The sequence below is a fragment of the Modicisalibacter coralii genome (assembly GCF_004117855.1).
Classification (GTDB): Bacteria; Pseudomonadota; Gammaproteobacteria; order Pseudomonadales; family Halomonadaceae; genus Modicisalibacter; species Modicisalibacter coralii.
In genome coordinates this window covers 46601-59618 of record NZ_QWBW01000011.1, presented here as the reverse complement: position 1 = coordinate 59618, position 13018 = coordinate 46601, and the positions used below count along the sequence as shown (strand labels likewise).

Below are 13018 nucleotides of genomic sequence, written 5' to 3'. Positions count from 1 at the left end.
CCTTGTAATGGAGGCGAAGCCGCAATGGAAAGGGCGTCCGGCGGCCATCGGCCGCGTACTAAAGCGACTTGTTAAAAATCTGCTGGCTAGCTGGTGACAAGATCATACGCCGCAACAATTTTGTCTATTTGGACAGAAGCCCTGCGGCGATCATCAGCTACAGCACAAATTATGTTCAACTGACTTTTATCCGGCACTTCGTCTTCGGTTAACAGCTCCACATCCATCCATTTCCCATCATCGGATATAGCGTGGATCGTGCTAAATGCTATCAGGCTGCCGTCGGTCGTTCTTAAACCGAACCACCATTGGCCCATCATCATTCTCCCTGTGTACCAGGCGGGGAGTATTTCAATTGCAGCACCAGCATCATCTAGCATCGCAATTTTGCGATTGATCTTTCGCCACTGAAGCCAAGTAAACGCGAGACTTATCGCGGCAATGATAGCGCTAATTATTGAGACGATATTACTGACCATGACACCCCTTGATTTTTAACGCTTGCCGCATGCGCGCCCGCCGGATGGAGCCGAAGGCGCAATGTAGTGGGCGTCGCCGTGCCTGCACTTGTTAGGCGCGGGTTGGACTTTGCAGCTCATTATTCTCGCTCCGGATCAAAGGTTTCAATAATTAATGAGGACACTCCACCCGGGTCTTGTTCGCCGGGTCTATCAAGCCCATTTGGCGGAATCTTTTGATCACCCTCATCCGTTTTCAATGCAACATCAAAGGCTTGCTCTAGGATCGGCATCCTGCTACTGGACTGAAATCTACTGGCTATCGGGAAAGCGCGGCTGCCAGCATAGTATAGAACCGACTCTGTTGAATCGCCTGCCCCCCTCGGAGTATCGCCGCGGCCAATGTTTGATCTTCGGTAAGTTTTGCTGCCGGTTACCTGTAGCAATTCCTTGATCGTCTTTGACCAATCGCTTCGTGGTCTATGAAGTGAGAATGTCCTTCCATCTCGAAACAACAACATATTACCTAGAAGCTTCGCTAAGGATTTATCCGCTTCCAGATTTCGTGTGGTTTGGCTCGTCGCCCAAGGACACTGATCCGGCCAGTCTATTTCTTCAGGATATTGCGGTAGGTTCAAGACGAGCACGTAACGTGAACCTGAGGAATTCTTCCCAAAGTTACGCAACCCTGAAAGAAGCCCTCCAGTGACGAATTCAAATGCTGGCCAAGTTGAATACAACTCCAGCTGTGGGTCATTGGACTTGAGATGTGCGGTGCCATTAGTCGACGTTTTTGCTTGTAAGAGAATTGCCCGAGCGAACGCTTTCGTACGGCCAATATGTTGATGAACGATGAGTAAGTCGGCAAGTTCGACACGGCGACGCGGCGAGCCGAATGCCACTTGAGGGTGCCCGTGACAAAACACCCCAGATACTCGAATCGAAATTCCTTTTGGCTCAAGCAGGCTGGCCCACCGTTGGGCCAGAAGAGGAACACCATCAGTGACCAACGTCGCAACGAAATCTTCTTCGCGGGTGTGCTTCTTAGCGCTAACACGCGCGTGGTGATGAGAATGCCAAACGGCAGAGTTGGCACCTGAATATATGCCTTCTATCTCGCGGGTTGAGAAGAGCTTCTTCATCGATAACTTAAAACCTTTTATCGCCCAAAAGGCTTGGCCGCAAATTCTGAGTGCAACACTTGACTGAATCGGTAAGGTGTTGACCCCATGTCATATTCTGAACTCTGCATCGAAGAACATGCGACGATCCAGGTCAGCCTCGCGCAGGGCTTGAGCATCAGGAAGGTGGCGGCTCTGCTCGAGCGGTCTCCGTCGACGATCAGCCGAGAGATACGCCGCAATCGATGGCAGATATCGTGTGCCACATGCGCAACAGCGTCGCCAAGATCGCCGGACAGTCTGCCGGCCAAGGCGCAAGCTGCTTCCTGGCAATCCACGCTTCGTCTTGATTCAGCACATGCTGCGTCAGCGCTTGTCCCCCGAGCAGATCAGCGGCAAGCTCAAGCGTATGAATATCCCTGACCTCCGAGACTCCTACGTCTGCCGTGAAACGATCTACAACGCCATCTATGCGTTGCCCGTCGGCGAGCTACGAAAAGAGTTGATCCACTGCCTACGGCAAGGAAAAGCGACTCGCAAGCCGCGGCGTGGGCAAGTTGACCGGCGCAACAAGATTCCTGATATGGTCAGCATCCACCTCCGCCCTCCCGAGGTAGAGAAACGTGAATTCCCAGGGCATTGGGAAGGTGATCTGATCAAAGGCAAGGGCAATGCATCGGCTATCGGCACCCTTGTCGAGCTGAAAAGCGGTTACCTGATCCTGGCCAAGATGCACGATGCGACCGCTACCTCTGCCGTGGAAGGCTTTAGCGCTGCGCTGAACCGCATGCCGTTGGCTGCACGGAAGAGCATGACGTATGACCAGGGGCGCGAAATAGCGCAGCACGCTCAGATTACCCAGAATACCGGTGTTGCCATCTATTTCTGTGACCCGCATAGCCCGTGGCAGAGAGGTGCCAACGAAAATATCAATGGGCTCATACGGCAGTACTTGCCCAAGGGAACGGATCTATCGGTCTACAGCCAGCAAGAACTGGATGAGATAGCGCTTGAACTCAATATGCGCCCGCGGAAGCGCTTCGACTTCACATGTCCCATTGAAATGATGAGCGAACTGATGGCGCAGTACCATGAGGCTCCGTCATCAATGCATTGACGGTGTTGCACTCAGAAGCTGCATCCGCCCTGCTTCTCTATAATCTTCCGTTCATCCGGAAAACTAAACTCAGATAAGCTAGAGTCGTTCGGGTCAATCTCTAGATGTAAATCGTAGAATCTTTTCGTGGTCTCAAAAAAAACTCACGCCAGTAGTACCTGCCTATCTTTGATGTTGCACCATGCATGGGAGCCTTTGGAGCAGCTTCGGGCTTTTCTCCTCTGCACTCCGGACACGTGTTCTCTTGGAATCCAAGTGTGACGGGCACCCTCTCTCTGGAACCATACCAAGAGCCAAATTTAAGCTGGTGAGGCAAGAACCGCTCGCCGTGCTCCCTGTCACAGGTGCAAATCATTATCGCTTTACAAAACTCGCACTGGTATTTGCGAATCAAGTCGTATTGATTTAGGCATTTCAGCGATGGATGCGTGCAATTCTTATTCATAACTTATGCATAACAGGTATTAGATTTCATTAAACCTCATAGCTGGAGCTCTCCATAGCGTTTTCCTCTTGCTACATTCAACCAACATACCCGCACCCCACCGAGGAATCCTGACAGATCCTTCTATGGATTCGGGATACAGAACTTACATTCATCCCATACGCCTGAAATCCACTTTTATTGCCTCCGCTTCGGATTTCCATGCTTGAAACCTCTGTTGGCTTTCGCGGCTCTGATTGAGCATCTGCTCTACCTCCGCGACTTTCTGCCGGAGCTCAAGATAGTTCCCAAAGAACATTTCCTTGAACTGGTCCGAGTTGATTAGTGTCAGCAGCTCCTCCCGCTGCTTCTCGAAATTACTCACCATTTTGGCAATTGCGTTCTGGAATTCGGTCTGGCGCTTATGTTCTTCCCAGCTATCCCATAGCTCAAACGCCAAACCTACTGCAGCAAGAGCCCCGTTCGCACCTTTGGCAAATTTGGTGGCCCCCCAGGGCTTGAAATTAAGATACTTACCAAGATCGACCCCAACGGACTTCGCAACATTCACAACTCCGTCCCGGGCCGCAAGGACCGAGTCTCTATTGATGAAATTTCCGTTCAGGACATGGTTTACACCCTGCTTGCCCATCGACTTGATCGTGGTATTGAAGTGACTGACCTCGTTGTCAAAGCCAATCTGCATTTTTTCAACTTCCAGCGTAATCGGCTGAACCTGACGGCTAAATTCATTCTGTAACCGAGTGGCGATCACAATACCTTCAGAGCCAATTTCCCGCTCAAAGAAATCACCGAAAGTTTCGAGACTACAACCTTTCGCTTTGAGGATCAGATCGGAAAAATATCGGGCAACGAACTCCCGTAGCCCTATCCTCGCGTCTTCGATATCCCGCTCGGTGGTCGCCAGCTGCAGCTTTAGATGGTTATTAAGCTCGTCCAGCTTAGTGACTTCCTGTGAGATCTTCTGGTCGTTCTCTATCGCTATCGGCAACTGCTTACTCAAAACATCGCGGATGACACTGGCGCGCATTTCTTCTGCAAGGGCCGCTGCGCCGCCGCTGTTATGAATCTTCTGCGCCGTCTCCACCTGAAGCTCAGCAATATGCGACAGCTTTTTAAACTCATCGGGGTTCTGAAGCCAGTGGTCAACGCCCAGGTCAAACGGATTTGCCGCCACAGCAACTACCGATAGTTTTTTCTCTTCTTTATCGTCAAGCTCTATTGCCGTGCGAAGTCTACCAACGACATTGTCATATTTAACTTTGAGGTTATCCCGGTAATCATCTTCATCTTCCACATCCGCCACTTCGTCGAAGCGGCTGAGTACGAACACTGTCCTGGACAGGAGCCCCAAGGTGCGGAACAGCCAGGGCAGATCATCCTCGTGGCTCTCCTTGATCGGGTTAGTCGGGTTCATGACATACAGAACCAAGTGTGCTTCACTCACGTATTTTCTGGTGATGTCCTTATATTTTTCTATAGCCTGCTTCTCGGCGTTGTACTTTTCCTTGAAGCCAAACAGACCCGGGGTATCAATAAGAACAAAGTCCTCACCCACCTCGTAGACCTTTACCTCATTAGAGGATTCACTGTGACTGATTTTCATACTGGACTTATCGAGCTGCTCCATCCATGCGGCGGCAATAGACGTTTTGCCCTCTGAAAAACCGCCTATGAGTGCGACCTTGAGCCGTTCGCCAGACACGGATTGGATGGCTGCCTGAAGCTTTGATCGCAACTCCTGATCAATCGGAACCCCGGCCTTCTCACCTTGCGTCAAAAACTTCGAAAGTCTGTTCAACAGCTCCAGAGAATCGTTCTGCTGGTCTTTGAAGGTATTGAGTGTGTCTTTCATTACAGAGCTCCTGAAGCTTCGATCATGCTCGACAACGTCTTGATTTTTGTATTCGACTGGTTAATCAGGTCTGCGTGTGCCCTCGCCTTGCCCGCAGGTATGGCGAGTGCCTGCTCAATCTCAGTGACTTTTTCTTTCATCTCCGGGAGACCTTGTTCGAGACTTTCTTGCAGTGATTCGCGCAATTGGCCGGTAATGTTTCTGAGGTTTTCATCAGCAGCTTTTCGTTGCTGCGATTTTTTGTAACTGGAACTCAGAAATCCACGTACGGCCTTGTATGCACCGATTGCAATACTGGCTGCTCCCATACCAATAACTAACCAGCCTGCTGGGTTCCACCAAAGCAATGCTCCACCAGCGATGACTGCCAGAAGGTTCGTCAATCGCAAACCATTGTCGATATCCAGTTTGAGGTCGAAATCACGATCAATATCGGCACTAGCAATCGTGGTGTAAATATCCGTCAACTCGCGACTTTTATCCTCGAAACGCTTGACTATGTTCTCGGTCTCTTTTTTAAAACGCTCGATCTGCTGCGCCATCGCCTTCTTCAAACTTTCATTCAGCCGCTCCTGATGAGTTTTAATCAGCTGTTTCAAAATCGCTTTAAAGGCATCATTGCTGATATCGTCGTCAATTTCTGAATACACTTCGTTCAGAACATCGCTGCTGAAGCGTTCAATTGAGGTCTCGGCGGAAGATTCAAGACGCTTCCTGAATGACGAAAAGCCACTTCTGATTTGCTTCTTCGAACTCTGCTCGCCGAGGCGGAGATCCGCCGCCAACTCTGAAATTCCCTGTCTTACGTGGTCGAGGACGACGGTGGTCTTGTCCAGAGCATCCTTGACCTTGAAGAGATTGGCCCTCTGAATCTTTTGCTGACTATCCTCGAGCACGCTGTCCTGAATAAAGCGGATAAATGCCTCCACCCCGGATAACTCGATCAGCAGGTCTGTTTCAAACTCGGATAGAGCTTTCTTGCGGCGTCTCGCGTTCTGCGAATCGGGAGCAAAATGATCTGTTGCTGCCAGGAAGGCCGGGAGCGAGGTCAACGGGCGCACACCCTGAAAATGCGACCCGAGCTGTTCTTCCATTTTCTCTTCAAGTTCTTGCAAGCTGGCATGTTCATCTTCAGAGATAAGCGGGCGATCTTTCAGCGCATACCTGGAATTTATAACTTTTTTATTGAAAACACACCAGACCTCTGTTGAGGCCCCAAGGTGCATTTTGATTTTCTCGAGAGTACCTTTCCTTCGTTCCTGGTCCCCCGTTTGTGGAGGTGCGGGCTGGTTCGTGACGTAGAACACAGCATGGGCTGCCTGAAGGGCTTTTTCAATCTCCTCCGCGATCAGGCGCTCAGTGCCTTCTATTCCCGGTACATCGAGTAGTGTAAATTCTTGGCCAGCTACGCTGAAGTCGAATCGTTGCGTCCTTCGAGTGAAATCTGAGCGGCCATCTCCTATGATTCCGCCGTCAGACAAAGCTTCAAGCTCCGGCAGGTGTTCCCTGAACTCCTGCAGCTTGTCCCTGGTTTCTGCCAGCTGGTTTTCCAGTCCTATTTTCTGTTCGTTTAGAACCGACAGCTCGCTCTCGCGTTCTGTTTCGATCTTGCATAACTGCTGTTCTTCACGGGCAAGAGCCAGCTCCTCTTCCGTTTCCCTGAACAAGTGCAGAAACTTCTGCCACAAGGACGCCGTCCGTTTTCGCTCCAGTACCAGCTCACGATATTGGACAATCTTGTTCCTGGACTCCGCACTTAGCTGCTCATAGTTCGAAGACGTTTCTTCACATTTTTCGCGGAGATCTTCAATTTCCCGGCCAAGTCGCTCTGCCTCATACTGGAGCGCACCCAGCCTGTCACCTGTCAGCTCGTATTTGCCCTGAAAATCCCGGAAGGCTTTTTGATCTTTCAGCTTGCTGTCTTCTTTAAGCAATATCCTCATGGTCTCTATGATTGTGGATTTTCCCGCCCCCGTTTCGCCATAAAACGCGATAGTGAAGGTATCCCACTCAGCGTTGGCCTCAAGAGCTTCCAGCTGATCCTGAAGGTTCGACCGATGCTCCCGCAGTAACGAATGGGCCTCACGCTGGGCGCCGTTCAATTGCTCATCGTCTGACTCGGTGGCTAGCTCACTGATTATGTCATCTAGTTCAGCGTTAACCCCGCGATACAGTTCACGTGGATCATCTATGTTCAGCTTCATGTAGTCATCTTCTATTTTTACCGCCTTCCAAAGTACTGCTTGCTGGCTACGATACAGATTGTATCCGCACCGGTAGTTAGAGGTTGCAACCGAGCCGTGTCGTGAAATCTAACGCGAAGCTTTGCGGCAATTTGGAGCCGCAAAGCGGTGTAAAAATTATCCAACAACAGCGCTTTGTTAGGGGTTTTCAACCTGAGCTACCGCATTTAACTGATCGAACAGCAGTCTGAAACTCTCAAACTCTGCAGGGGAAATATTGGAACAGATTTCAGAGAAGCTATTTTTATTACCCTTAATATTGAACACATCAGTTCCTTGAAGTATTGGGTCGTCTTTCAAGTTATTTGCATCGAGAATTTCGTCAGAAAAATAGTGCTCCATTACAAAATACCTTTGTGTTAGCACGGCTTCATTTACAAAATGGGAGCGAAAGGCAGGAACAGGCAATGTCACACCATATATTTCTTTTGTTCGGTGTTTTCTTACCTGCTTGGCTATTTCATGATCTTCAAATATTTGTTTATTTAGCCCTCGAAAACACTCATTTCCCTCGCGATCGTTATCAAACAACCCAATTACTTTGTGGTCAACGATATTTGCAAGATACTCAAGTGATCTTCTTACTGTATCAGCATTTCCTGTTCGGCTATTTTCATCAAAATGAATCCCGGATGAAACAATTGAAAAAGGCATTTCAGCGTCGCCGTTCAACTTGCCCCATGCCACTTCCAAGATTTTTTGATCAGTTTTACCCTCAGTTAAAACAATTGGCTTATCTCTGGAATTTTCAATTTCATTTAAAACGCTAGCAAGGCCCTCTTTAACGGTGGAAAAATTATCAATACGCAATGCAGATAGTACTCCTTGATTTTTAACGGTCTTATTAAGGTAAAAAAGCTCTCCCTCATCAACTTTATTAATTAGCCGGTCATTATGGCTTATAACATAAACTTGACTTTCATCATGAGATTTCAATTCATCAATTAGATGTGATTGTAAATCCGAATGTACATGAGAGTCAGGTTCATCAATCAGTATAAGGCAAATTCCACCTTTGCTTTTCTCTATGTATTCAATAGTTGAGAAAATTTCAACAACCTGCAAAAAACCACTACCCATCATTGAAATTTCTAATTCTCTATGGGATGAGCACTGGGCTGTTATCCTAACATACTCCTCATCAATTCTATTTTTGTTTTTAAACCTTATCTGATAATCAGATTTGAGAACTTTGTTTATTCTACCTTCAAGCTTATCGAACTTTTCAGCAACTTTACTAGCTTGAATGTTTTCTGTTTTTAATATTTTATTTCTTAAAACATCATGAGATTTACCGATGCTTATTTTTTTCTCAATCTGAGCATCATTATAAAAGGGTTCGTTTTTGAATATTGTTGAAATTGGTCGTGTTTGATAGATAAATATTGCATTTTTAAGTGAGCATTCCTTGCTCTCTATATGTGCCGAAAAACGTTCAAACTCAGAAAACCCTTCACTGTTGAAAACTCTAAGATATGAGTTTTTTATCCCTGGCTTTTCAAACCTTATTTTGAGTGAAAAACTCTCATTGCCATCAGCAATGGTTAATGTTATCGAAGCATTCCCCAAGCTATGATCATAAAAAATATCATCATCATTGACGAGTCTAATTTGACTCAGCTCAGAAAAAGGTATGTAATAATTAGCGTTTGCTTTATAAAACTTTTTGCTATTCCGCGTCTGTATCAGCGTATTATAAGCATACTTCCATAAGTTTAACGCCTCAAAAATAGTACTTTTTCCAATATTATTCTCACCTACTATAACATTAAAATTCTCACTGCAATTAACCTCGATTTTTTTAAATGACTTAAAGTTATCAAGCTCAATTTTTGATATGTACATTTACTACCTACAAATTCGGTGTTGAACTTTTGCCTAACGCCAGCCAGCATGCGCGGCTACGGAATGGAGGCGAAGCCGCAATGCAGTAGGCGTCGCGTGCCAGGCCTTGTTATATGTACTTGGACACGTTTAAGTCCATGACTCGGACCGATTCAATAATCTTTCGAAACATTGCATACTCCTGACCATGAACTGTATCCCAATCGATACCCTTGCCCCGAAATGCCGGATCTGTACCGACTTCCATGTAAGTGCGGTAGTTACTCAATTTAAACTGAGCTTTATCGACTTTTTCTAAAAGGGGCAGATGGCTATTGGGCTTGATGTGAAGAGCCTTTGGCAGTTCATGAGCCACCTCATTTCTGTGCCGACGAAGTGCTTGAATTGTCAACACATCCTCAGAATCTAAAGCCTCCATGAAATCGCGCAAGTAAAGCAGAAAAGCCTGTAACTCACTTTTATCTCTGTAGCTTACATCGTCTTCATAGGAGCGAAATGGCATGCCCTCTCCGAACGAGGTGTCGGCATAAAAAGCTTTTATTGGACAGACAACTAGACTAGTCACCAGCTCGAAAGCTAATAGTATAAAACCGGCGTAAGTTAAGCCTTGAGTTAGTTCACTCTCGGACCAGTCATCCACCCTATTCATCAAACCTTCCTCTGTTTCTCCAGAACATATAAAAGGTATTAGACAGCTTGCTCTGATAACAACTTGAACGCGCGCGCTCGTTCAAGCTTCTTATATTGCACGGCCAAACCATTGATTTTTTCAAGACTATCCGATGGATCTCGCTATATAGCACCAATAAAAGCGCCTACCACCTTGCCACTATGCGGGCCTCGGACCGGCTTCCTACCCCACAAGCACCGCTACCATTTCCCCACGCTACCGCCAGGCGAAGCATTGAACGCTCCACCGTCTGGGCCATTAGGTTGTATCGGCAAGATCAAACGATACTTAACCTATCGCGGCTCGGCGTCGAGCGACAGTTGGTCGCATGAACGGTGCGTACACGAAAACACCCGCGCCGCCTGGGCGGCGCGGGCGTGGGGGTCAGGCTTGCGGGCTTGGGTTACGAGGGGAAGTTGAACTGCGCGCTTTCCTGGGCGCTGTGCTGCGGCCAGCGTTGGGAGATGGCCTTGCGGCGGGTGTAGAAGCGTACGGCGTCGGGACCGTAGGCGTGCAGGTCGCCGAACAGCGAGTCCTTCCAGCCGCCGAAGCTGTGGAAGGCGACCGGCACGGGCAGCGGCACGTTGATGCCGACCATGCCGACCTCGATGGCATCGGCGAAGCGCCGCCCCGCCTCGCCATCGCGGGTGAACACGCAGGTGCCATTGCCGTACTGGTGGGCGTTGATCAGGGCGATGGCTTCGTCGAGGGTTTCGACGCGCACCACGCACAGCACCGGGCCGAAGATCTCGTCACGATAGATGCTCATTGTCGGCGTGACGCGGTCGAACAGCGTGGCGCCAAGGAAGTAGCCCGGCGAGCCGTCCACCAGCGGATGCTCGCGGCCGTCGACCACCAGCTCGGCACCGGCGGCGGCGCCCTGCTCGATGTAGCCGGCGACCTTGTCGCGCTGGCCGGCGTTGATCAGCGCGCCCATGTCGAGGCGCTTCTCGGTGCCCGGGCCGATCTTCAGCTCGCGGGCCTGGGCGGCCAGGCGCTCGACCAGGGCATCGGCGGTGGCGTCACCCACGCACACGGCGACGGAGATCGCCATGCAACGCTCGCCGGCACTGCCGGATGCGGCACCGATCAGCGTATTGGCGGCGTTGTCGATATTGGCATCCGGCAGGACCACGGCATGGTTCTTGGCACCACCGAGAGCTTGCACGCGCTTGCCCTGTTGGGTGCCGCCCTCGTAGATCCTGCGCGCCACCGGGGTGGAGCCGACGAACGACAGCGCCCGCACCTCGGGGGCCTCGATCAGCGCGTCGACGGCCTCGCGGTCGCCGTTGACGACGCTGAATAGCCCCTTGGGCAGCCCGGCCTCGTCGAGCAGCTCGGCCATCTTCACGGCGGCCGAAGGCGCCTGCTCGGAGGGCTTGAGGATGAAGGCGTTGCCGCAGGCCAGCGCCATCGGATACATCCACAGCGGCACCATAGCCGGGAAGTTGAACGGCGTGATGCCGGCGACCACGCCCAGCGGCTGGTGGTTGGACCAGGTGTCGATGCCCGGCCCGGCGTTGTGGGAATACTTACCCTTGAGGAGTTCCGGCACGCCGCAGGCGTACTCGACGTTCTCGATGCCGCGCTTGAGTTCGCCCATGGCGTCCTCGTGCACCTTGCCGTGTTCCTCGCTGATCAGCGCGCAGATCTCGTCGGCGCCGCGTTCGAGCAGGCTCTTGAAGCGGAACATCACCTGGGCGCGCTTGGCCGGCGGCATGTCGCGCCAGGCGGGCTGGGCCTCGCGGGCGGCGTCGATGGCGCGCTGCACGGTGGCGGTGTCGGCCATCGCCAGGCGGCGTACCGGCTCGGCGGTGGCCGGGTTGATCACGTCTATGGTGCGCTCACCCGCCAGGCGTTCGCCGGCGATCCAGTGGCATACGTCTGTCATAGCGTCTCTATATTCTTGCGAATAGTTGCGAATCGTTGGCGTCGGTCAGGGGTACGGGTCAGCCTTAGAATTCTCTGCCGAGCAGCGCCTCATCGAACGGGTAGCGAGAGAGCTTCTCGATGCCGGTCTCGGTGACCAGCACCTCTTCCTCCAGCTTGACCCCGTCGGCGGCGCCGACCTCGCCGATGTAGCTCTCCACCGAGACGACCATGCCCGGCTCGAGGATGCCGTCCTTGGAGAAGCGGTCGAAGTCCATGTGATGGGCGACCAGCGGCGTCTCGCCGTGCATGCCCACGCCGTGGATGATCGACGGATAGCGGCGGTCGAGGAAGCGTTCGGGGATCTTCCAGGCGCGCTCGGCAATCTCGCGATAGTTCATGCCCGGGGCGAGGATCGCCATGTTGTGATGGACCTGCTCGTAGGCCATCCGGTAGAGGCTCTGCTGGTAGGCGGTGGGCCTGCCGGGGCCGACGTGGAAGGTCCGCGAGAAGTCGGAATAGTAGCCGTGGCAACCGATGGTATCGGTATCCAGCGCCACCAGTTCGCCGGGGCGGATCACCCGGTTGCTGGCCTCGTTGAACCAGGGGTTGGTGCGCGGGCCGGACGACAGCAGGCGGGTCTCGATGAACTCGCCGCCCTGCTGGATGACGTTGCCGTAGAGGATCGCGAACAGGTCGTTCTCGGTCACACCCGGCTTGATCGCCGCCTCGACCTCGGCCACCGCGGCCTCGCTGCCGGCCATCGACTGCGCCAGACAGGCGATCTCTTCCGGGGTCTTGATGCGCCGGCAGTGCAGGGTGTCCTGCATGCAGTCGAAGACCTCCAGCCCCTGGGCCTCCAGCGAGCGGGCCAGGTTCAGGGCGCAGCGATCCAGGCCGATCTTCTTGTTGCCCTTGCCGTGTTCTTCCATCAGCTCGGCGATCTCGATGCCGAACGGGTCGGAGGACAGGTTGTCGCGCTGGTTGACCGCCGACCACACCACCTTGGAGGTGCGCGATTCGTCGATGGTCTCGAGCCAGGTCGAGACGTGGGCGCTGCCGGGGTATTCGAAGAGGATCACCGGCCCTTCCAGCGGCACGTAGATGTAGCGCGTGGAGTTGCGCAGGAAGTAGCCGAACATGTTGCGCGAGCCGGTCGCGTAACGCTGGTTGTAGGGGTCGAACAACACCACGGCGGCGTAGCCCTGCTCGGCCATCATCGCGCGCAGGCGTGCCAGCCGCCCGGCGCGCAACTGCCTGGGATCGAAGGCGGTGGGAATACTGTCGCCGTTGGCCATCGGCGCGGAGGGCACGACCGGGATGCTGTCCGGTTCGTTGTCGGTCAGTCGATCGGATTCGATGGTGTTCATGGTCGGTCCTTGCAGACAGACACCC

General features: G+C 52.0%; 8 protein-coding genes and 1 pseudogene. 1 reads left to right on the top strand and 8 read right to left on the bottom strand.

What is annotated here, in order from left to right; translation table 11 throughout:
• Positions 1 to 86 precede the first annotated feature (86 nt).
• Positions 87 to 479, bottom strand: a complete 393-nt coding sequence (locus tag D0901_RS06990; protein WP_129139586.1) for a hypothetical protein — start codon at positions 477 to 479, stop codon at positions 87 to 89.
• A gap of 119 nt (positions 480 to 598) precedes the next feature.
• Positions 599 to 1600 carry a hypothetical protein gene (locus D0901_RS06985; protein WP_129139585.1) on the bottom strand — a complete coding sequence of 334 codons (1002 nt, stop codon included), beginning with the start codon at positions 1598 to 1600 and terminating at the stop codon, positions 599 to 601.
• Between the two features lie 87 nt (positions 1601 to 1687).
• Here D0901_RS06985 and D0901_RS06980 point away from each other — a divergent pair.
• Positions 1688 to 2696, top strand: a pseudogene (locus tag D0901_RS06980) (IS30 family transposase).
• 596 nt (positions 2697 to 3292) lie between these two features.
• Here the strand turns inward: D0901_RS06980 and D0901_RS06975 are convergent.
• The 6 genes from D0901_RS06975 to D0901_RS06950 form a co-directional block, all read right to left on the bottom strand.
• Positions 3293 to 4996 carry a LeoA/HP0731 family dynamin-like GTPase gene (locus tag D0901_RS06975; RefSeq protein ID WP_129139584.1) on the bottom strand — a complete coding sequence of 568 codons (1704 nt, stop codon included), beginning with the start codon at positions 4994 to 4996 and terminating at the stop codon, positions 3293 to 3295.
• Positions 4996 to 7200: an AAA family ATPase gene (locus D0901_RS06970; protein WP_129139583.1), complete on the bottom strand. Its 2205-nt coding sequence runs from the start codon at positions 7198 to 7200 to the stop codon at positions 4996 to 4998. The genes D0901_RS06975 and D0901_RS06970 overlap by 1 nt, the downstream gene beginning before the upstream one ends.
• Before the next feature lie 177 nt (positions 7201 to 7377).
• Positions 7378 to 9084, bottom strand: a complete 1707-nt coding sequence (locus tag D0901_RS06965) for an ATP-dependent nuclease (protein WP_129139582.1) — start codon at positions 9082 to 9084, stop codon at positions 7378 to 7380.
• 109 nt (positions 9085 to 9193) lie between these two features.
• Positions 9194 to 9733 (bottom strand): hypothetical protein, encoded by a 540-nt coding sequence (locus D0901_RS06960; RefSeq protein ID WP_129139581.1) that lies wholly within the window; start codon positions 9731 to 9733, stop codon positions 9194 to 9196.
• 424 nt (positions 9734 to 10157) lie between these two features.
• The gene (locus D0901_RS06955) at positions 10158 to 11645 is read right to left on the bottom strand and encodes a CoA-acylating methylmalonate-semialdehyde dehydrogenase (RefSeq protein WP_129139580.1); all 1488 of its coding nucleotides are present in this window, start codon (positions 11643 to 11645) and stop codon (positions 10158 to 10160) included.
• 64 nt (positions 11646 to 11709) lie between these two features.
• Positions 11710 to 12993: a M24 family metallopeptidase gene (locus D0901_RS06950; RefSeq protein ID WP_129139579.1), complete on the bottom strand. Its 1284-nt coding sequence runs from the start codon at positions 12991 to 12993 to the stop codon at positions 11710 to 11712.
• Positions 12994 to 13018: the final 25 nt, after the last annotated feature.

Bases quoted from the DNA above. Each gene is read 5' to 3' on its own strand.
- D0901_RS06990 (WP_129139586.1), bottom strand. From the start codon at position 479: ATGGTCAGTAATATCGTCTCAATAATTAGCGCTATCATTGCCGCGATA.
- D0901_RS06985 (WP_129139585.1), bottom strand. From the start codon at position 1,600: ATGAAGAAGCTCTTCTCAACCCGCGAGATAGAAGGCATATATTCAGGT.
- D0901_RS06950 (WP_129139579.1), bottom strand. From the start codon at position 12,993: ATGAACACCATCGAATCCGATCGACTGACCGACAACGAACCGGACAGC.
- D0901_RS06965 (WP_129139582.1), bottom strand. From the start codon at position 9,084: ATGTACATATCAAAAATTGAGCTTGATAACTTTAAGTCATTTAAAAAA.
- D0901_RS06960 (WP_129139581.1), bottom strand. From the start codon at position 9,733: ATGAATAGGGTGGATGACTGGTCCGAGAGTGAACTAACTCAAGGCTTA.
- D0901_RS06955 (WP_129139580.1), bottom strand. From the start codon at position 11,645: ATGACAGACGTATGCCACTGGATCGCCGGCGAACGCCTGGCGGGTGAG.
- D0901_RS06975 (WP_129139584.1), bottom strand. From the start codon at position 4,996: ATGAAAGACACACTCAATACCTTCAAAGACCAGCAGAACGATTCTCTG.
- D0901_RS06970 (WP_129139583.1), bottom strand. From the start codon at position 7,200: ATGAAGCTGAACATAGATGATCCACGTGAACTGTATCGCGGGGTTAAC.